The sequence below is a fragment of the Variovorax sp. UMC13 genome, from assembly GCF_014170375.1.
In the GTDB taxonomy this organism is placed as follows: Bacteria; Pseudomonadota; Gammaproteobacteria; order Burkholderiales; family Burkholderiaceae_C; genus Variovorax.
This window is the reverse complement of the sequence record NZ_LZZW01000014.1, coordinates 42,136-60,959: the sequence shown is the minus strand read 5'-3', so window position 1 is coordinate 60,959 and position 18,824 is coordinate 42,136. Positions and strand designations below refer to the sequence as shown.

General features: G+C 68.6%; 26 protein-coding genes. 1 reads left to right on the top strand and 25 read right to left on the bottom strand.

Features of this window, described 5'->3' with window-relative positions; translation table 11 throughout:
- The first annotated feature begins 106 nt into the window (after positions 1-106).
- Positions 107-1,270 carry a S1C family serine protease gene (locus A9977_RS11600; protein ID WP_183025002.1) on the top strand — a complete coding sequence of 388 codons (1,164 nt, stop codon included), beginning with the start codon at positions 107-109 and terminating at the stop codon, positions 1,268-1,270.
- A 39-nt stretch (positions 1,271-1,309) separates the two neighbouring features.
- Here the strand turns inward: A9977_RS11600 and tatC are convergent, their stop codons facing one another.
- From tatC to mlaD, 25 genes are all read right to left on the bottom strand, one after another.
- Positions 1,310-2,113, bottom strand: a complete 804-nt coding sequence (gene tatC, locus A9977_RS11595; protein WP_183025001.1) for a twin-arginine translocase subunit TatC — start codon at positions 2,111-2,113, stop codon at positions 1,310-1,312.
- Positions 2,114-2,173: 60 nt separating this feature from the next.
- Entirely contained in the window at positions 2,174-2,635 is a 462-nt protein-coding gene (tatB, locus tag A9977_RS11590) for a Sec-independent protein translocase protein TatB (RefSeq protein ID WP_183025000.1), read from the bottom strand.
- A 10-nt stretch (positions 2,636-2,645) separates the two neighbouring features.
- A complete protein-coding gene (tatA, locus tag A9977_RS11585) occupies positions 2,646-2,882 on the bottom strand; it encodes a Sec-independent protein translocase subunit TatA (RefSeq protein ID WP_183024999.1) in 237 nt (78 codons plus the stop codon).
- A 76-nt stretch (positions 2,883-2,958) separates the two neighbouring features.
- Complete coding sequence (locus tag A9977_RS11580; RefSeq protein WP_183024998.1) at positions 2,959-3,318, bottom strand: histidine triad nucleotide-binding protein; 360 nt, start codon at positions 3,316-3,318, stop codon at positions 2,959-2,961.
- On the bottom strand, positions 3,308-3,697 hold the full coding sequence (locus A9977_RS11575) for a hypothetical protein (RefSeq protein ID WP_183024997.1): 390 nt from the start codon (positions 3,695-3,697) through the stop codon (positions 3,308-3,310). The genes A9977_RS11580 and A9977_RS11575 overlap by 11 nt, the downstream gene beginning before the upstream one ends.
- A gap of 9 nt (positions 3,698-3,706) precedes the next feature.
- Entirely contained in the window at positions 3,707-4,081 is a 375-nt protein-coding gene (locus A9977_RS11570) for a phosphoribosyl-ATP diphosphatase (RefSeq protein WP_220811696.1), read from the bottom strand.
- Entirely contained in the window at positions 4,081-4,470 is a 390-nt protein-coding gene (gene hisI / locus A9977_RS11565; protein WP_183024996.1) for a phosphoribosyl-AMP cyclohydrolase, read from the bottom strand. Before hisI ends, A9977_RS11570 begins: the two co-directional genes overlap by 1 nt.
- 46 nt (positions 4,471-4,516) lie before the next feature.
- The gene (hisF, locus tag A9977_RS11560) at positions 4,517-5,296 is read right to left on the bottom strand and encodes an imidazole glycerol phosphate synthase subunit HisF (protein ID WP_183024995.1); all 780 of its coding nucleotides are present in this window, start codon (positions 5,294-5,296) and stop codon (positions 4,517-4,519) included.
- Positions 5,297-5,324: 28 nt separating this feature from the next.
- Positions 5,325-6,158 carry a D-hexose-6-phosphate mutarotase gene (locus A9977_RS11555; RefSeq protein WP_183024994.1) on the bottom strand — a complete coding sequence of 278 codons (834 nt, stop codon included), beginning with the start codon at positions 6,156-6,158 and terminating at the stop codon, positions 5,325-5,327.
- Between the two features lie 19 nt (positions 6,159-6,177).
- The gene (locus tag A9977_RS11550) at positions 6,178-7,365 is read right to left on the bottom strand and encodes an AAA family ATPase (RefSeq protein ID WP_183024993.1); all 1,188 of its coding nucleotides are present in this window, start codon (positions 7,363-7,365) and stop codon (positions 6,178-6,180) included.
- A gap of 49 nt (positions 7,366-7,414) precedes the next feature.
- On the bottom strand, positions 7,415-8,158 hold the full coding sequence (gene hisA, locus A9977_RS11545) for a 1-(5-phosphoribosyl)-5-[(5-phosphoribosylamino)methylideneamino]imidazole-4-carboxamide isomerase (protein ID WP_183024992.1): 744 nt from the start codon (positions 8,156-8,158) through the stop codon (positions 7,415-7,417).
- A gap of 21 nt (positions 8,159-8,179) precedes the next feature.
- Positions 8,180-8,827 carry an imidazole glycerol phosphate synthase subunit HisH gene (gene hisH / locus A9977_RS11540; RefSeq protein WP_183024991.1) on the bottom strand — a complete coding sequence of 216 codons (648 nt, stop codon included), beginning with the start codon at positions 8,825-8,827 and terminating at the stop codon, positions 8,180-8,182.
- The gene (hisB, locus tag A9977_RS11535; protein WP_183024990.1) at positions 8,827-9,456 is read right to left on the bottom strand and encodes an imidazoleglycerol-phosphate dehydratase HisB; all 630 of its coding nucleotides are present in this window, start codon (positions 9,454-9,456) and stop codon (positions 8,827-8,829) included. The genes hisH and hisB overlap by 1 nt, the downstream gene beginning before the upstream one ends.
- Positions 9,453-10,553: a histidinol-phosphate transaminase gene (gene hisC / locus A9977_RS11530; RefSeq protein WP_183024989.1), complete on the bottom strand. Its 1,101-nt coding sequence runs from the start codon at positions 10,551-10,553 to the stop codon at positions 9,453-9,455. Before hisC ends, hisB begins: the two co-directional genes overlap by 4 nt.
- Before the next feature lie 6 nt (positions 10,554-10,559).
- Positions 10,560-10,913, bottom strand: a complete 354-nt coding sequence (locus A9977_RS11525) for a hypothetical protein (protein WP_183024988.1) — start codon at positions 10,911-10,913, stop codon at positions 10,560-10,562.
- Between the two features lie 10 nt (positions 10,914-10,923).
- Positions 10,924-12,246, bottom strand: coding sequence for a histidinol dehydrogenase (hisD, locus tag A9977_RS11520; protein ID WP_183024987.1), 1,323 nt, complete (start codon positions 12,244-12,246; stop codon positions 10,924-10,926).
- Between the two features lie 4 nt (positions 12,247-12,250).
- Entirely contained in the window at positions 12,251-12,892 is a 642-nt protein-coding gene (hisG, locus tag A9977_RS11515) for an ATP phosphoribosyltransferase (RefSeq protein ID WP_183024986.1), read from the bottom strand.
- A gap of 28 nt (positions 12,893-12,920) precedes the next feature.
- The gene (gene murA, locus A9977_RS11510) at positions 12,921-14,192 is read right to left on the bottom strand and encodes a UDP-N-acetylglucosamine 1-carboxyvinyltransferase (protein WP_183024985.1); all 1,272 of its coding nucleotides are present in this window, start codon (positions 14,190-14,192) and stop codon (positions 12,921-12,923) included.
- 43 nt (positions 14,193-14,235) lie between these two features.
- A complete protein-coding gene (locus A9977_RS11505; RefSeq protein ID WP_183024984.1) occupies positions 14,236-14,478 on the bottom strand; it encodes a BolA family protein in 243 nt (80 codons plus the stop codon).
- Between the two features lie 161 nt (positions 14,479-14,639).
- Positions 14,640-15,404 carry an ABC transporter permease gene (locus tag A9977_RS11500; RefSeq protein WP_183024983.1) on the bottom strand — a complete coding sequence of 255 codons (765 nt, stop codon included), beginning with the start codon at positions 15,402-15,404 and terminating at the stop codon, positions 14,640-14,642.
- Positions 15,401-16,348: an ABC transporter ATP-binding protein gene (locus tag A9977_RS11495; protein WP_183024982.1), complete on the bottom strand. Its 948-nt coding sequence runs from the start codon at positions 16,346-16,348 to the stop codon at positions 15,401-15,403. The genes A9977_RS11500 and A9977_RS11495 overlap by 4 nt, the downstream gene beginning before the upstream one ends.
- 71 nt (positions 16,349-16,419) lie before the next feature.
- The gene (locus A9977_RS11490) at positions 16,420-16,692 is read right to left on the bottom strand and encodes a lipid asymmetry maintenance protein MlaB (protein WP_183024981.1); all 273 of its coding nucleotides are present in this window, start codon (positions 16,690-16,692) and stop codon (positions 16,420-16,422) included.
- 2 nt (positions 16,693-16,694) lie between these two features.
- Positions 16,695-17,354, bottom strand: coding sequence for a phospholipid-binding protein MlaC (locus tag A9977_RS11485; RefSeq protein ID WP_183024980.1), 660 nt, complete (start codon positions 17,352-17,354; stop codon positions 16,695-16,697).
- 192 nt (positions 17,355-17,546) lie between these two features.
- Positions 17,547-18,302 (bottom strand): VacJ family lipoprotein, encoded by a 756-nt coding sequence (locus A9977_RS11480; RefSeq protein WP_183024979.1) that lies wholly within the window; start codon positions 18,300-18,302, stop codon positions 17,547-17,549.
- Positions 18,299-18,808 carry an outer membrane lipid asymmetry maintenance protein MlaD gene (gene mlaD, locus A9977_RS11475; RefSeq protein WP_183024978.1) on the bottom strand — a complete coding sequence of 170 codons (510 nt, stop codon included), beginning with the start codon at positions 18,806-18,808 and terminating at the stop codon, positions 18,299-18,301. Before mlaD ends, A9977_RS11480 begins: the two co-directional genes overlap by 4 nt.
- Positions 18,809-18,824 lie beyond the last annotated feature (16 nt).

The following is an 18,824-nucleotide window of genomic DNA, read 5'->3' as shown; positions in this document are numbered from 1 at the left end:
CGATTGTGGCGCGGCGTGGCCAGCGTTGCGAAGCGTTGAGGGACAATTGCGCCCTGGCGCCGGCCGCGTGTGGCCGCGCTCTCCTTTCGCTTTTGCCCCTCTGTTCATGAAACGCACCTGGCTGCTCTTCGCCCAAGCCGTGACCGTCCTGCTGGCGGCCTATTTCGTGGTCGCCACGCTCAAGCCCGAATGGCTCAACCGGCGCACCTCGCTGAGCGGGCTGGTCTCGATCATCGAGGCGCCCGGCAACGCCAGCCCGGCCACGACGGCCGCCGGCAGCCTCAGCGCCGCCGCCCGCAAGGCGGCGCCGGCGGTGGTCAGCATCAACACCAGCAAGGCCGCGCAGCGCCATCCGCGCAGCAACGACCCCTGGTTCCGCTTTTTCTTCGGCGACCAGGGCGACGACCAGCCCCAGGTGGGCCTGGGCAGCGGCGTGATCGTCAGCACCGACGGTTACATCCTCACCAACAACCATGTGGTGGCGGGCGCCGACGAGATCGACGTCACGCTCAACGACAGCCGGCATGCGCGCGGCAAGGTGATCGGGACCGACCCGGAAACCGACCTGGCGGTGCTGAAGATCGAACTGGACAAGCTGCCGGCCATCGTGCTGGGCAACTCCGACGCGCTGGCGGTGGGCGACCAGGTGCTGGCCATCGGCAACCCCTTCGGCGTCGGCCAGACCGTGACCAGCGGCATCGTCTCGGCGCTGGGCCGCAACCAGCTGGGCATCAACACCTTCGAGAACTTCATCCAGACCGACGCGGCCATCAACCCCGGCAATTCGGGCGGCGCGCTGGTCGACGTGAACGGCAACCTCGAGGGCATCAACACCGCGATCTACTCGCGCTCGGGTGGCAGCATGGGCATCGGCTTCGCGATCCCGGTGTCGATCGCCAAGCAGGTGCTGGGCGACATCGTCAAGGAAGGCAAGGTCACGCGCGGCTGGATCGGCGTGGAGCCGAACAACCTCTCGCCCGAACTGGCCGAGACCTTCGGCGTCAAGGCCAACGCCGGCGTGATCATCACCGGCGTGCTGCAGAACGGCCCGGCGGCCAAGGCCGGCATCCGGCCCGGCGACGTGATCACCAACGTGGACGATCGCAAGATCGACAACGTGCAGGAGCTGCTGACCGCGGTGGCCGGCCTCAAGCCCGGCAACGAGGCGCGCTTCGCGCTGCAGCGCGGCACCGACAAGATGGAATTGAACGTGGTGCCGGGCCTGCGGCCCAAGGTACAGCAGCGGCGCAGCCCGGCCGATACCGAGTAGCCTGAAAAAAATGCCCGGTCCCGGGCATTTTTTTGTTCCTCAGGAGGAGGCCGAGTCGGCGCCCTCTTCTTCCTTGGGCGCCGCGCTGTGCTTCACGAAATAGCGCGCCGCGAGGATACCCACCTCATAGAGCAGGCACATAGGCACCGCCAGCGCCAGCTGCGACACCACGTCGGGCGGCGTCAGCACGGCGGCCACCACGAAGGCCAGCACGATGAAGTAGCCGCGGAAGCTGCGCAGTTTCTCGATGGTCACCAGCTCGAAGCGCACCAGCAGCATCACCACGATCGGCACCTGGAAGGCGCAGCCGAAGGCGATGTAGAGCGACAGGATCGCCTCCACGTACGAGGAGATGTCGGGCGTGGCGGCCACGCTGGGCGGCGTGAACTTCTGGATGAAGCCGAACATCTTGTCCAGCACGAAGAACTGCACGAAGGCGATGCCGGAATAGGCCAGCAGGCTGCCGAAGAGGATCAGCGGCAGTGCGAACTTCTTTTCATGGCTGTAGAGGCCCGGCGCCACGAACATCCAGATCTGGTACATCAGCCAGGGCAGCGCCAGCAGCACGGCCGTCATGCCCAGCACCTTGAGCGGCACGAAGAAGGGCGAGAACACGCCGACGGCGATCAGCTTCGCGCCGGGCGGCATGTGCGCCTTGATCGGCATCGCGATCAGGTCGATCAGCCCGCTGGGGCCCGGCCAGAAGGCCAGCAGCGCCGCGGCCACGGCCAGGCCGTAGACGCAATAGAGCAGGCGATCGCGCAGCTCCATCAGGTGGGCGACGAAAGGCTGCTCGGTGCCGGCCAGTTCGTCGTCTTTGTTCTTGTCGGTGGAATCGGCCATGAGGGAACGCTGCAGGCAGGAAGTCGGGGCGCACTGCGCGCGGCCGATTCGGCGTGGCGCCTAGTTGATCTTGTGGGGACGGAAGCGCGCGACGCGCGCCGCGCCGGAAAGCGCCTTGGTACGAACGCCGTTGCGGGACTTGTACCACTGCGGCGTGGCGCCCTGCTTCAAACGCCAGTTCTTGCGGGGATGCTTGTACTCGGGATAGGACGCGGCCTCGGGCTCGGCCAGCGCCGACAGGGTCTGGCCGCTCTCCGAGAACTGCTTCTCGAAGTCGCTGGCACCCGCGTGGATGCTCTGTTCGACATCGCGCGCGGCGTCCTGCACCGTGTCCTTCATCTTGCGCAGTTCGTCGAGGTCCATCGAGCGATTGACCTCGGACTTGACGTCGTTGACGTAGCGCTGGGCCTTGCCCAGCAGCATGCCGACCGTGCGCGCCACCCGGGGCAGCTTTTCAGGCCCGATGACGATCAGCGCCACCGCGCCGATCAGCGCGAGTTTCGAGATGCCGAGGTCGATCACGCGCGGCGGCTCAGGACTTCTGACGCGCTTCGACGTCGATGGTCGACTTGTCGGCGGCCGGCGTGCCGGTCACGTGCTGCGTGGGCGCAGCGGGCGTGTCGGTCGACGAACCGTCCTTCATGCCGTCCTTGAAGCCCTTGACGGCGCCGCCCAGGTCGGAGCCCATGTTGCGCAGCTTCTTGGTGCCGAAGATCATGACCACGACGAGCAGCACGATCAGCCAGTGCCAGATGGAAAAGGAACCCATGGAAGTACTCCTGAAGAATGAAAAGAATTTTAGTCCCGGCGGCATGGGCGGACAGGGCCGCCACCCGCCAGCATGACTAGCCCTTGAACCATGGGCGCGGACCGCCCATGACGTGAACATGGAGATGGTGGACTTCCTGCCCGCCCTCTTGGCCGGTGTTGACCACCACGCGGAAGCCGCCCTCGGGGTACGGACGGCAGCCCTGCTCGAGCGCCAGCTGGGGTGCCAGCGTCATGATCCGGCCCATCAGCGCCGCATCGTCGGGCGTCAACTGCGCCATCGACGGGATGTGCCGCTTGGGCACGAGCATGAAATGCACCGGCGCCCAGGGCGAGATGTCGTGGAAGCCGAACAGCTCCTCGTCCTCGTAGACCTTCTTCGACGGGATCTGGCCCGCGACGATCTTGCAGAAGATGCAGTTCGAATCAGACGACATCGGCGGGCTCCATGGCGCGGCCGGCGTTCATGCCCACCATGCCCTTGACGATACGGTAGAGGAACCACAGCGAGATCAGCCCCCAGGCGATCCAGCCGGGCACGACGAACAGCAGCCACAGCCAGGCCGTGACCACGTACAGCACGCCGGCCCACAGCACCGAGCGGATGCGCCAGCTGAAGTGCGACTGCTGCCAGGTGCCGACGGCGTCGGTCCGCTTCACCAGGTCGATCACCAGCGCGATCAGCAACAGCACGACGGAGGCCTGCGCGCCCGGCAGCACCGCGCCCACCGCCACGATCAGGTGCAGGATGTAGCTGACCCAGCCCCAGGTCCTGAGCGATTCGTCGGGCTCGGTGGTCACGATGTGGTTGGCCATGGCGTCCTTTCAGTCGTTGGAAGCTTCGCGGTCCTGCGCCTTGCGCAGGGCCTTTTCCTCGATGCCGCTGGTGCCCGCGCGGCGCGCCAGTTCGGCCACCACCTCGCGCGGGCTCAGGCCGTAATGCGCCAGCGCCACCATGGTGTGGAACCACAGATCGGCGACTTCGTTCACTATTTTTTGCGGGTCGCCGCCGTGGTCGGCGTCCTTGGCCGCCATCACGACCTCGGTCGCCTCCTCGCCGATCTTCTTGAGGAAGGCATCGGGGCCCCTGTGCAGCAGGCGGGCGACATAACTCTGTTCGGGGTCGCCGCCACGCGCGGGCAGGCGGCTTTCGATCACGGCCGCAAGGCGGTCCAGCGCGTCGGTGCTCATCGTTTCCATTATTTGTAGATCGTCCCTGGGTCTTTGAGGACCGGTTCGACCGCGGTCCACTGGCCATTCTCGTACCGGCTGAAGAAACAACTGTGACGGCCAGTGTGACAGGCAATGCCGGGTTCGTGACCGAGTTGTGTCACCTTGAGCAGCACCACGTCGTTGTCGCAATCGAGGCGGATCTCGTGCACCGTCTGTACATGGCCGGATTCCTCGCCCTTGAACCACAGCTTGTTGCGCGAGCGGCTGAAATACACGGCGCGGCCGAGCTCGGCCGTCCGGGCCAGCGCCTCGCGGTTCATCCAGGCGAACATCAGGACATCGTTGCTGCCCTGTTCCTGCGCGATCACCGGCACCAGGCCGTTCGCGTCCCATTTCACTTCATCGAGCCAGTTCATGGCCGGATTGTCCCACCCCGGGGCATCACGCCGTGAACAGAGGGCCTCACAGGCGTACCGGGATTCCGCGCTCGGCCATGCGGGCCTTGGCCTGGCCGACCGTGTATTCGCCGTAATGGAAGATGCTGGCGGCCAGCACCGCGTCGGCGCCGCCGGTCTGGATGCCGTCGGCCAGGTCGTCAAGGCTGCCGACGCCGCCCGAGGCGATCACCGGCACGTTGACCGCGTCGCTCACCGCGCGGGTCAGTGCCAGGTCGAAGCCGCTCTTGGTGCCGTCGCGGTCCATGCTGGTCAGCAGGATCTCGCCCGCGCCACGGCGGGCCATCTCGGCCGCCCACTGCACCGCGTCCAGGCCGGTGTTCTTGCGCCCACCGTGGCTGTAGACGTCCCAGCCCGCGCCGCGCGTGGCGGCGTCCTCGGGCGAACGGCGCTTGGCGTCGATCGCGACCACGATGCACTGGGCGCCGTACTTCTGCGAGGCGTCCTCGATCACCTGGGGATTGGCGAGCGCGGCGGAGTTGAAGCTGGTCTTGTCGGCGCCCGCGTTGAGCAGCCGGCGCACGTCGTCGACCGTGCGCACGCCGCCGCCCACCGTCAGCGGGATGAAGACCTGCGAGGCCACGGCCTCGATGATCGGCAGGATCAGGTCGCGCCCGTCGCTGGTGGCCGTGATGTCGAGGAAGGTCAGCTCGTCGGCGCCCTGGGCGTTGTAGCGCGCGGCGATCTCGATCGGGTCGCCCGCGTCGCGCAGTTCGACGAAGTTGACGCCCTTCACGACCCGGCCTCCGGTCACGTCGAGGCAGGGAATGATGCGTTTGGCGAGCATGGTGTTCGTTCGGGAGAAAAAAGGAGATTCAAAGGACGCTGAGCTGCTGCCAGCCCTGCCACGCGGCGCCGGGCGCCAGCGTCACCGGGTCGTCGATGCGGGCGGCTTCGACGCACAGCATGCGGCGCCAGCCCTCGTCGGGCAGGTCGGCCAGCTTCGCCGCCAGCGCGGCGCCGGGGTTCCAGACCACGGTTTCGGTGCAGCTCGCGCTCTGGGCGATGGCCAGGGCGCCGCGGGGCTGGACCAGCTTCAGCGGCGAGGCGGGCGCGGCGTAGACGCTGTCGAATTCGGTGCCGAAGCGCAGGGCCTCGGCGGCCTCGGCATGGCGCACATCGCGCACCGCGTCCCAGCGCTGCGCGCCCTGCAGGCCTTCGAGCCGCACATCGGCGATCTCGTCGACCTGCAGGTAGGTGTGGAGCGCGGCGGTGAAGGCCCAGGGCTCGGCACCGGTGTTCTGCACGTCCAGCGCGATGCGCAGCGCGCCCAGCGTCAGCGTGAGGCGCAAGCCGAGGCGGAAGGCATGCGGCCACAGCGCGCGGCTGGCGTCGTCGTCGCGCAGGCACAACAGGAGTTCGTCCGGCGCCTGGTCCGGCTCGAGCCGCCAGGCCGTGTTGCGCGCGAAGCCGTGCTTGGGCAGCGGACCGCGCTGGTTGAACTGCGGCCAGCACACCGGCACGCCGCCGCGGATCGCGGAACGGCCGTCGAACAGCGCCTCGGGGCTCAGGTAGATGCGCTCGACGCCGTCGGCGGTCTGCCACGACAGCAGCTGCGCGCCGTGCAGCGCCACGGTGCAGGCGTCGCCGCCGGGCAGGCGGAGCCGGACCGCGGGCTGGCCGCGGACGCTGAGGGTTTCGAGGGACATGGCGTCGATTCTAGGGTCGCTACCGGGCCGGCCAGTGCCAGGGCGGGATGTCGCCCATGTCGAGGTTGGCGATGCGCGTGGCGCCGAAGTGCTTCTCCAGCACCACCGACTGCAGCGCCAGCGCGCCCGCGGCGGCCTCCAGCGAGGCGATCAGCCGGGTGGCATGCGACACCACGATGACCTGGGTCTGGGCCGCGGCCTGCGCGATCAACCGGCCGAGCGCGGGCAGCAGGTCGGGATGCAGGCTGGTCTCGGGTTCGTTGAGCACCAGCAGGCTGGGCGGCCGCGGCGACAGCAGCGCGGCGATCCACAGCAGGTAGCGCATCGTGCCGTCGGACAGCTCGGCCGCGCTCAGCGCGCGCAGCAGGCCGTGCTGGTGCATGCGCACCTCGAAGCGGCCGTCGGGGCCGGCCGCGACCTCGACGCGCGCGCCGGGAAAGGCGTCGTCCAGCGCGAGGTCCAGCGCCTCGGAATCGCCGATCTCGCGGATGGTCTGCAGCGCCGCCCCGAGGTCGGCCCCGTCGTTGGCCAGCACCGGCGTGTAGGTGCCCAGCTGGGGGCTGCGCGCGGGCGCCTCGGCGTCGGAGCGGAAATGGTCGTAGAAGCGCCAGGAGCGCATGCGTTCGCGCAGCGAGAGCATCTCGGGCGCGGCGCGCGGGTCGGCGTACTCGGTCATCATGCTGGCGAAGGCCGGGATGCGGCGCTCGACAACCACCCAGCGGCCTGCTTCGTCGCGCACGCGCAGCGCCGGGCCCTTGCGGTCGACCAGCTGGCTCGCGGGCCGCAGCACCGGGCCGCTCCAGAGCGCCTCGCGCTTGATCTCCGGGTCGTGCGAGAAGGCCGAGGGCGGCACGGGCGGCGGCAGGCCGATGTCGATCGCGTAGCCGAAATCGTCATCGCCCTCGCCCGCAAAGCCCAGGCGCAAATTGACCGGCTCGCTGCGCACCGTGCCCTGCACCGGTGCCTCGCCGCGCAGCACCGCGGCCGAGAAGCGCTCGGGCCCGGCCCACAGGGTGGAGGCCAGGCCGCCTTCGCGCACCAGCGAGCGCACCGCGCCGCCGCTGGCGATCTCGGCCAGCAGGCGCATCGCGCGGTAGACGCTGGACTTGCCGCTGCCGTTGGGCCCGGTCACGACCGTGAGCCGCCCGAGCGGCACCGTGAGCTGGCGCAGCGAGCGGTAGTTGGCGATGGCGAGGGCGGACAGCATGCGCGGTCGACCGGATCAGGCCCGGGTCAGCGCCCGGCCCGTGCTGCGCTCAGTTCGCGGCCAGCGCATCCGCGCGGGTCTGGGCCGCGGCGAAGTCCAGGTCGCCGGAGTAGATGGCGCGACCGCAGATCACGCCCTCGACGCCGTCGGATTCGACCGCACAGAGCTGGTCGATGTCGGCCATGTTCGACAGGCCGCCCGAGGCGATCACCGGGATGGTCAGGGCCTGCGCCAGCTTGACCGTGGCCTCGATGTTGATGCCCGAGAGCATGCCGTCGCGGCCGATGTCGGTGTAGATGATCGACTCGACGCCGTAGTCCTCGAACTTCTTGCCCAGGTCGGCGACCTCGTGGCCGGTGAGCTTGCTCCAGCCGTCGGTCGCGACCTTGCCGTCCTTGGCGTCCAGGCCCACGATGATGTGGCCGCCGAAGGCCACGCAGGCGTCCTTCAGGAAACCCGGGTTCTTGACCGCGGCGGTGCCGATGATCACGTAGCGCAGGCCGTCGTCGATGTAGCGCTCGATGGTGTCGAGGTCGCGGATGCCGCCACCCAGCTGCACCGGGATCTCGTCGCCCACTTCGCGCAGGATCGCCTTGATGGCCGCGTGGTTCTGCGGCTTGCCCGCGAAGGCGCCGTTCAGGTCGACCAGGTGCAGGCGGCGCGCGCCGGCCTGGACCCACTTGCGCGCCATGGCGGCCGGGTCTTCGCTGAAGATGGTCGATTGGTCCATGTCGCCCTGTTTGAGGCGAACGCAGTGGCCGTCTTTGAGATCAATGGCGGGAATCAGCAGCATGGCAGGTCGGCCCGGGGAGGCTCAGGGGTTCCAGTGGAGAAAGTTGCGGTAGAGCTGCAGACCATGGTCCGCACTCTTCTCAGGGTGGAACTGGGTCGCAAAAATATTATCGCGTGCGATGGCGGCCGTGAACGGCGCGCCGTAGTCGGCCTCGCCCACGCTGTGGCGCGGGTCGACCGGCTTCGCATAGAAGCTGTGGACGAAATAGAAGTAGGCGTCGTCGGGCACGCCGGCCCAGACCGCATGCGGCTGCGCCTGGCGCACCTGGTTCCAGCCCATCTGCGGCACCTTGTAGCGGCTGCCGTCGGGCTGGGTGCGGCCGACCAGCTCGAACTTGACGACGCGGCCGGGGATCAGGTCGAGCCCGTCGGTCGCACCTTCGTCGCTGTGCGACAGCAGCATCTGCATGCCCACGCAGACGCCGAACAGCGGCTTGCTGGCGGCGGCTTCGAGCACCGATTCGCGCAGGCCGGAGTCGCGCAGTTCGCGCATGCAGTCGGGCATCGCGCCCTGCCCCGGCAGCACGACGCGCGTGGCCTGGCGCACCACGTCGGGGTCGGAGGTGACGAAGACCTCCACGCCCACCTGGTCGGCCGCATGCTGCACGGCCTGCGACACCGAGCGCAGGTTGCCCATGCCGTAGTCGACGACGGCGACGGTGTTGCGCATCAGAGGGATCCCTTGGTCGAGGGAATCACGCCGACCGAGCGCGGGTCGATCTCAAGCGCCGAGCGCAGCGCGCGGGCGAAGGCCTTGAACACCGTCTCGCACTGGTGGTGCGCGTTGATGCCCTTGAGGTTGTCGATGTGCAGCGTGACGAAGGCGTGGTTCACGAAGCCCTGGAAGAACTCGTAGGTCAGCTGGCTGTCGAAGCCGCCGATCATGCCGCTGGTGAAGGGCACGTGCATCACCAGGCCCGGACGGCCCGAGAAGTCGATCACCACGCGGCTCAGCGCCTCGTCGAGCGGCACGTAGGCGTGGCCGTAGCGGCGCAGGCCCTTCTTGTCGCCCACGGCCTTGGCCACGGCCTGGCCCAGCGTGATGCCCACGTCTTCCACCGTGTGGTGGCCGTCGATGTGCAGGTCGCCTTGGCAGTCGATCTCGAGGTCGATCAGCCCGTGGCGGGCGATCTGGTCGAGCATGTGGTCGAAGAAGCCGATGCCGGTCGACAGCTTGGCGCGGCCGGTGCCGTCGAGGTTGACCGAGACCGTGATCTTGGTTTCAGCCGTGTTGCGGGTGACGGAGGCCACGCGATCGCCCGCGAGGGCGGCGGCCTGGGGTGCCGTGGGGGTGTTCATAGGGAGGATTCGAGGGCTGCGAGCATGCGGCTATTGTCGTCGGCCGTGCCGACGGTCAGGCGCAGGCAGTTCGCCAGCAATGGGTGCATTCTAGAAACGTTCTTGACCAGCACGCCGTGCGCCTTCATGCCCTCGAAGGTCTTTGCCGCGTCGGGCACCCGCACCAGCACCATGTTGGCCTCGCTGGGCCACTGGGTCACGCCCGGCAGCCGGGCCAGCGCCGCCACCAGTTCCTCGCGCCGGGCCCGGATGTCGGCCGCCTGGGCATCGAAGACCTCGGCGTGCTCGAGCGCGAACAGCGCGCACTCGCAGTTGAGCACGCTGATGTTGTAGGGCGGGCGCACCTTGTCGATCTCGGCGATCAGCGCCGCCGGGCCCATCAGGTAGCCCAGCCGCACCCCCGCCAGGCCGAACTTGCTCAGCGTGCGCATCAGCAGCACGTGGCCGTGGCGCGCCACGCGGTCGATGTAGCTGCGCGCGGCGAAAGGCTGGTAGGCCTCGTCGATCACCACCAGCCCGCCCTGCGCGCCCTGGGCCTCGACGATCCGTTCGATCGCCGCGTCGTCCCAGCGGTTGGCCGTGGGGTTGTTGGGGTAGGCCAGGTAGACGATGGCGGGCTTCTCGGCCGCGATCGCGGCCAGCATGGCCGGCGTGTCGAGCTCGAAATCGGCCGTGAGCGGCACGCCGACGAAGCGCACGCCCTGCAGCTGCGCGCTCATGGCGTACATCACGAAGCCCGGCACCGGCGCCAGCACCGTCGCGCCCGGCAGGTCGCAGGCCATGGTCAGCAGCGAGATCAGCTCGTCGGAGCCGTTGCCCAGCATCAGCGCGAAGCCCTCGGGCATCTGCGCGTGCACGGCCAGCGCGCGCTTGAGGTCGTCGCCGCGCGCGCCAGGGTAGCGGTTGAGCGCCAGCGCGCCCAGCCGCGCGCCGAGTTCGGCCTGCAGCGCGGGCGGCAGGCCGTGCGGGTTCTCCATGGCGTCGAGCTTGAGCAGGCCGGTCGCGTCCTGCACGGCATAGGCGTGCATCGACTGGACGTCGGCGCGGATGCGCTGGAGCGCGGGGGAAGAAGCGGTGGAGGTGGAATCAGCGGTCATGGGATGTCAGTGGGTGCAGCGGTAGCTGCCGCGCAGCGCGGCCGACAGCACGAGCTGGACCGGCATGTCGGCCTCGTAGCTGTCGGCGTTGCGCGCGAGTTCGGTCTGGTAGAGCGAGCGCGCCATCGCGGGCTCGAGCCGGCGGCCCTCGACGCAGAACAGCGGCTTCTGGCCCGCGCGCTGGGCGCTGTCGCTGGCCTCGCGCAGGCCCTCCATCACGCCGACCAGGTAGTAGCTGGCGTAGGCCTTGCCGTCCTTCTCGTTGGCCTCGAGGGTGCGCAGTTCGCGGATGCTCATGGCCTGCGCGCCGGCGCCGGCCAGCAGCGCGGCCAGCAGGACGGTGCGTGCGAGCGCAGCCATCGTCGGCGCCTCAGTCGCGCTGCAGCCGCAGCCGGGCCGCCTCGGCGTGGGCCTGCAGGCCCTCGCCTTCGGCCAGCGTGACCGCGATCGGGCCCAGCACCTGCGCGCCGGCCTGGCTGACCTCGATCAGGCTGGAGCGCTTCTGGAAGTCGTACACGCCCAGCGGGCTCGAAAAGCGCGCGGTGCCGCTGGTGGGCAGCACATGGTTCGGGCCGGCGCAGTAGTCGCCCAGGCTCTCGCTGGTGAAGGCGCCGAGGAAGATCGCACCGGCATGCTTGAGCAGCGGCTCCCAGCGGTGCGGCTCGCTGCTGCTGACCTCCAGGTGCTCGGGCGCGATGAGGTTGCTGATGGCGCAGGCCTCTTCCATGCTGCGCGTGTGGATCAGCGCGCCGCGGCCGTTGAGCGAGGCGGCGATGATCTCCGCGCGCGGCATGGTGGGCAGCAGCCGGTCGATGGCTTGCTGCACGCGCGCGATGTAGGCGGCGTCGGGGCACAGCAGGATGCTCTGCGCGAGCTCGTCGTGCTCGGCCTGGCTGAACAGGTCCATCGCCACCCAGTCGGGCGGCGTGCTGCCGTCGGCCAGCACCAGGATCTCGCTCGGACCCGCGATCATGTCGATGCCCACGGTGCCGAACACGCGGCGCTTGGCCGCCGCCACATAGGCGTTGCCCGGGCCGGTGATCTTGTCGACCGCGGGCACGGTGGCGGTGCCGTAGGCCAGCGCGGCCACGGCCTGGGCGCCGCCGATGGTGAAGGCGCGGCTCACGCCGGCCACGTGCGCCGCGGCCAGCACCAGCGGGTTCTTCTCGCCGCCGGGCGTGGGCACGACCATGATGATCTCGCCGACGCCGGCCACATGGGCCGGGATCGCGTTCATCAGCACGCTCGAGGGATAGGCGGCCTTGCCGCCCGGCACGTAGATGCCGACGCGGTCGAGCGGCGTGACCTTCTGGCCCAGCAAGGTGCCGTCCTCGTCGCGGTACTGCCAGCTCTCCCCGCTCGCCTTCTTCTGGGCCTCGTGGTAGCTGCGCACGCGGCGTGCCGCGGCTTCGAGCGCCTCGCGCTGCACGGCGGGCAGCGACTCGAAGGCGGCGCGCAGTTCGTCGGCCCTGAGTTCCAGCGCCGGCATGCCGGCCACGTCGAGCCGGTCGAAGCGCGCCGTGTACTCGAGCACCGCCGTGTCGCCGCGCTGCTGCACGTCGGCCAGGATCCCGGCCACCACCGTCTCGATCGCCGAGTCCGCTTCCGCGGACCAATGCAGGCGCGCCTTGAAGGCGGCTTCGAAATCGGCCGAAGCGGTGGACAGGCGCAGAGGAGTGGCGGACAGGGTCATGGTGTCAGGATTGCGGAATGGCCGACGCGAAGGCGTCGAGGATGCGGCGGATCGGTGCCTGTTTGAGCTTGAGCGCGGCCTGGTTCACCACCAGGCGGGCGCTGATGTCCATGATGCGCTCGACTTCGACCAGGTGGTTGGCCTTGAGCGTGTTGCCGGTCGAGACCAGGTCGACGATGGCATCGGCCAGGCCGGTCAGCGGCGCGAGCTCCATGCTGCCGTAGAGCTTGATCAGGTCGACGTGCACGCCCTTGCTGGCGAAGAAGTTGCGCGACAGGTTGACGTACTTGGTGGCCACCGTCAGGCGCGAGCCCTGCTTCACGGCCGAGGCGTAGTCGTAGTCGGCGCGCACCGCCACGCTCAGGCGGCAGGCGGCGATGCGCAGGTCCAGCGGCTGGTAGAGGCCCTGGTTGCCGCCTTCGAGCAGCACGTCGAGGCCGGTCACGCCCAGGTCGGCGCCGCCGTACTGCACGTAGGTCGGCACGTCGGAGGCGCGCACCAGCACCACGCGCACGTCGGGCCGGGTGGTGGCGAGGATCAGCTTGCGCGACTTGTCCGGGTCCTCGGTGACCTCGATGCCGGCGGCGGCCAGCAGCGGCAGGGTCTCGTCGAAGATGCGTCCTTTGGAGAGGGCGAGCGTGATCATGGGCGGGCTTTCGTCGGGAGGGTGGGCTTCATGCGATGCGCTCGATGTCCGCGCCGAGGCCGCGCAGCTTGGCTTCCATCCGGTCGTAGCCCCGGTCCAGGTGGTAGATGCGGTCGACCAGGGTCTCGCCCTCGGCCACCAGGCCGGCGATCACCAGGCTGGCGGAGGCGCGCAGGTCGGTCGCCATCACGGTCGCGCCCGACAGGCGGGCACCGCCCTCGACCAGCGCCACGCGGCCGTCGACATGGATGGCCGCGCCCAGGCGCACCAGCTCGTTGACGTGCATGAAGCGGTTCTCGAAGATGGTCTCGGTCACGGCCGCCGAGCCATGGGCCACGCAGTTGAGCACCATGAACTGGGCCTGCATGTCGGTCGGGAAGCCCGGGTACTCGGTGGTGCGGAAGGCCTGGGCCTTGAGGTCGGTGGCGCCGGTCGACGCGATCCGCACCCCACCCTCGACGGCCTGCACTTCGCAGCCCGCGTCGCGCAGCTTGTCGATCACCGCGTCGAGGTGGTCGGCGCGCGCATGGCGCAGGAACACCTCGCCCCCGGCGGCCGCGACCGCGCAGAGGAAGGTGCCGGCCTCGATCCGGTCGGCCACCACCGCGTGCTCGCAGCCGTGCAGCTTGTCGACGCCCTGGATGCGGATGTGGCTGGTGCCGTGGCCCTCGATGCGGGCGCCCATCTTGATCAGCATCTCGGCCAGGTCGACGATCTCCGGCTCCTGGGCCGCGTTCTCGAGCAGCGTCTCGCCTTCGGCCAGGGCCGCGGCCATGAGGAAGTTCTCGGTGCCGGTCACGGTCACCATGTCGGTCAGGATGCGCGCGCCCTTCAGGCGGGTGCGCCCGGCGGGCAGGCGCGCGACCATGTAGCCGTGCTCGACCACGATCTCGGCGCCCATGGCCTGCAGGCCCTTGATGTGCTGGTCGACCGGCCGCGAGCCGATCGCGCAACCGCCGGGCAGCGACACCTTGGCCTGGCCGAAGCGCGCCAGCAGCGGGCCCAGCGCCAGCACCGAGGCGCGCATGGTCTTGACCAGCTCGTAGGGGGCCTCGATGGTGTGCAGCGGGCCGGCGTCGAGCCGCACGGTGCCGTTGCCGTCGCGCTCGACCGCCACGCCCATGTTGCGCACCAGCTTGAGCATGGTCGACACGTCCTCCAGGCGCGGCACGTTGTGCAGCGTCACGGGCTGGTCGGTCAGCAGCGCGGCGCAGAGCTCGGGCAGCGCGGCGTTCTTGGCGCCGGAAACGAGTACCTCGCCGCCAAGCTTGCGCCCGCCGCGAATGAGAAGTTTGTCCATGAAAAATCCAGCGATATCTAGCAGGAATGCCTGCAAAGCGGCATCAACGGGGCGCCGCGGCCCATTCAGCGGGCGTGAAGGTCTTCATCGACAGCGCATGCACCTCGTCGGTATGCATTTTCGCACCGAGCGTGGCGTAGACCCGCTGGTGGCGCTGGATCGAGCGCTTGCCCTCGAATTCGGCCGACACGATGGTGGCGTACCAGTGGCGTCCGTCGCCCTCCAGCGCGATGTGTTCGCAGGGCAGGCCGGCGGTGATGATGGCTTGGAGTTCTTCAGCGGTCATGGGGTTGTTCAATGTGCTTTGGGCTCTCGGAAAACGGACTTCCGGACGCAGAGGACGCGAAGGTTTCGCAAAGAACGCAAAAGACGCCCAAAGCCATTGGCTCGATTTTTTCGCGTCCTCTGCGAAGTCTTTGCGTCCTCTGCGTCCGGCAATCCGGATTCTCAGCCCCGGATCTTGTAGCCGATTCGCAGCAGGTGCACGGCGATCGCGCTCACCACCAGCCAGGCGCTGCCGACGATGCCGAAGCTGAGCCAGGGCGAGGCGTCGCTGACGCCGAAGAAGCCGTAGCGGAAGCCGTCGATCATGTAGAAGAAGGGGTTCAGGTGGCTCACGTTCTGCCAGAACGGCGGCAGCGAGCCGATCGAATAGAACACGCCCGACAGGAAGGTCATGGGCATGATCAGGAAGTTCTGGAACACCGCCATCTGGTCGAACTTCTCGGCCCAGAGGCCGGCGATCAGGCCCAGCGTGCCCAGCATGGCCGCGCCCAGGAAGGCGAAGATGAGGATCCAGGCCGGCGCCGCGAAGTCCGGCACGGCGAAGAACACGGTGACGATGAACACGCCCAGGCCCACGGCCAGGCCGCGGATGATGGACGAGCCCACATAGGCGAAGAACCAGCCCCAGTGCGACAGCGGCGTGAGCAGCACGAACACCAGGCTGCCCATGATCTTGCTCTGGATGATCGAGGACGAGCTGTTGGCGAAGGCGTTCTGCAGCACGCTCATCATCACCAGGCCCGGGATCAGGAAGGCGGTGTAGCCCACCGTGCCGTAGACCTTGACGTGGTCTTCCAGCACATGGCCGAACACCATCAGGTACAGCACGGCCGTGAGGATCGGCGCACCGACCGTCTGGAAGCCGACCTTCCAGAAGCGCAGCGTCTCCTTGTAGAGCAGCGTGCGCCAGCCCGTGGTGCCGATCATCGCGCCACCTCCAGCGGAATCTGCTCGCCGGCCATCAGGTCGATGAACACGTCCTCCAGGTCGGCCTTGCGCATCTCGACGTCCTCCACCGCCACGCCGGCCTCACGCAGCGCGCCGAGCAGCTGCTCGACCTCGTGCGCGTTCTGCGCCGGCAGCTGCACGATGCGCCCGGTGATGCGCGCATGCTGGGCGATCGCCCAGGGCAGGTTGGCATCGGTCTTGAAGCGCAGCACGTTGCTGGCGGCCGACTTCAGCAGCTCGCTGGTGCGGTCGAGCGCGATCACGCGGCCCTGCTTGAGCATGGCGATCCGGTGGCACAGCGCCTCCGCCTCTTCGAGATAGTGGGTGGTGAGCAGCACGGTGCTGCCCTGCTTGTTGAGCTTGGCGATGAACTGCCACAGCGTCTGGCGCAGTTCGACGTCGACGCCGGCGGTGGGCTCGTCGAGCACGATCACCGGCGGTTTGTGGACCAGCGCCTGTGCCACCAGCACGCGGCGCTTCATGCCGCCCGACAGCTGGCGCAGGTTGGCGCTGGCCTTGTCGGACAGGCCCAGGCTGTGCAGCAGCTCGTCGATCCAGGCGTCGTTGTTCTTGATGCCGAAGTAGCCCGACTGGATACGCAGCGATTCGCGCACGTTGAAGAAGGGGTCGAACACCAACTCCTGCGGCACGATGCCCAGGTGGCGGCGGGCTTCGGCGTAGTCGCGCTGCACGTCGAAGCCGTGCACGCTGACGGCGCCGGCCGTCGGGCGCGAGAGCCCCGCCAGCATGCTGATCAGCGAGGTCTTGCCGGCGCCGTTGGGCCCCAGCAGGCCGAAGAACTCGCCTTCTTCGATCTGGAAGCTCACGTCGTCGACCGCGCGCAGTCCAGGTTTGCCCTGGGCGCGTTGCTGACGTGAGGCGGGGTAGGTCTTGCAGACCGATTGGAAGGAGATCGCGGGCATGGGAGCCCGGGATTCTAGGCGGCCTGCACTTTCAAGGTGCGCCGCCCCTCAAATGACCTCTTGGCCAGCCCTCAGGGCGCGGCTGGCAGCAGGCCCGCGATGCCGTAGAGCGCAGCCAGTTCGCGCAGCCGGGGCGACAGCCCCTTGACCGCGAAGCTGCGCCCCAGGGCGCTGGCTTCGCGCCGGCATTCGAGCAGCACCGCCAGCGCCGAGGAGTCGAAGCGCACCAGCGCGCTGGCATCCACCACCGCCGCCGACCCGCTCTGGCCCGCCAGCCCCTGCTGCAGCATGCGCATGCAAGCCGGCGCCTCGTCATGCGTGAGCTTGGTCGGCAGGACCAGCATGCTCAGCTCCTGCCGTTGCTCTTGTTGCGCGCCGCCAGCGCGGAGATCAGGCCGTCGACGCCCTGGCTGTTGATCTGCTGCGCGAACTGGGTGCGGTAGGTATCGACCAGCCAGACGCCCAGCACGTTGAGGTTGTAGACCTTCCAGCCGGCGCCCTGGCCCGGCGTCTTCTCGAGGCGGTAGTCCAGCTGGACCGGGTCGCCGCGGCCGCGGACCTCGGTCCGCACCAGCACATCGGTGTCCTCGGGCGAACCGCGGAAGGGGCGCACGCTGACGGTCTGGTCGCTGACCTGGTCGAGCGCGCCCGCGTAGGTGCGCACCAGCAGGGTCTTGAACTCGTCCTGCAGCCGCTTCTGCTGCTCCGGCGTGGCGGTGCGCCAGGCTGGGCCGACGGCGGAGGCCGTCATGCGCTGGAAATTGACGTTGGGCATGATCTTGCTGTCGACCAGCACCATGATCTTGCCGATGTCGCCCGACTTGATCGACTTGTCGGACTTGATGGTCTCGAGCACGTCGGTCGAGATGCGCTTGACCAGCGCATCGGGGCTCTCGTCGGCGGCGCGCGCCGGGCTCACGAAGGCCGCGGCGGCACTGAACAGCAGCGCACCGGCCAGCGCCATGTGGCCGAAGCTGCGTCGTTGCAGGATCATCTTGTTGTTCATCGGGCAGGTCCCTCAGGTTTCGGATCTCGCGCGGCCCGCACGGAAACGGCGTGCCGCGGCATGAAAGGTTTGGACAGCGCCACCGCCGTCCGGGTTCCTCGGGCGCCAGCCGCCGCTTGCAACGGAATGCAAGCGATCGGCCAACCGCCCTCGCAGTTCAACGTGCCGCCTGCGGTCTGTCGCAGGCGTCGGTCACTTGCCCGCGTCGTCGTCGGGCGCCCTGCCGTCCTGGATCTGGCTGCGGCGGCGCTGCAGGAAGGCATCGCGGGTGAACGAATACTTGTCGAGCGCGGCGTCGTCGATCAGCCGACCGGCGCGCAGGTACTGCGAACGCTTGTCGACCACACGCAGCGCGGTCAGGGAGTTGCGCCAGGCGACGTCTTGCACGGCATTGAGCGCGTCGCCATAGAGGTCGACCGGCTTGGCGGCCGTGTCGCGCAGCGTCGAGGGGCCGAGCAGCGGCAGCACGACGTACGGGCCCGCGCCCACGCCCCAGCGGCCCAGCGTCTTGCCGAAATCCTCGTCGCGGCGGTCGATGCCGACCTCGGTCGCCACGTCGATCAGGCCGCCCAGGCCGAAGATGGTGTTGACGTTGACCCGCATGAAGGTCTCGGCGCTGTTCTGCAGCTTGAGCTGGGCCACGCTGTTGGCGAAGCTCCAGATGTCGCCCAGGTTGCCGAAGAAGTTGTTCACCCCCGTGCGCACCATCGAGGGCAGCACGTTGACGTAGGCGGTGGACACCGGCACCAGCACCACCTCGTCGACCTTCTCGTTGAACGAGAACACGCCGCGGTTGAACGGCTCGAAGGGATCGGACGGATTGGCATTGGGCCCGGTGGCACATCCCGCCAGCACGGCGAGGATGACGGCGGCGCCCGCCCAGCGGGCGTGGTCGGCGATGCGCTTCACGGCATGGGAAGCGGGAGACAGGAAGGATCGTGTTTTCATTTTTTGTTCGGGGTTCCCGGCGCCGCACCCGCATTCGCGGTGTTCGACGTTCCATCGGCAGCCTTGCTGAAGAGGAACTGGCTGATCAGGTTTTCCAGCACCACCGCGGATTGCGTGGAGGTGACGGTGTCACCGGCCTGCAGATTCTTTTCCTCGGCACCCGCCTCGATCCCGATGTACTGCTCGCCGAGCAGGCCACTGGTCAGGATCTTGAGCGAACTGTCCTTGGGAAAACTGTAACGGTTTTGCAGCGCAAGCGTCACGTCGGCCTGAAAGAGCTTGTCGTTGAAGGTGATGGATTCCACGCGGCCGACCACCACGCCGGCGCTCTTGACCGCCGTCTGCGGCTTGAGGCCGCCGATGTTGTCGAAGCGCGCAGTCACGGAATAGGTCTTCTGGAAGTTCAGGCTCAGCAGGTTGGCCGACTGAAGCGCCAGGAACAGCAGGGCCGCCGCGCCGATCAGCACGAACAGGCCCACCCAGATGTCGTTGTTGGAACGTTGCATGGTTTGCTCTCGTTGT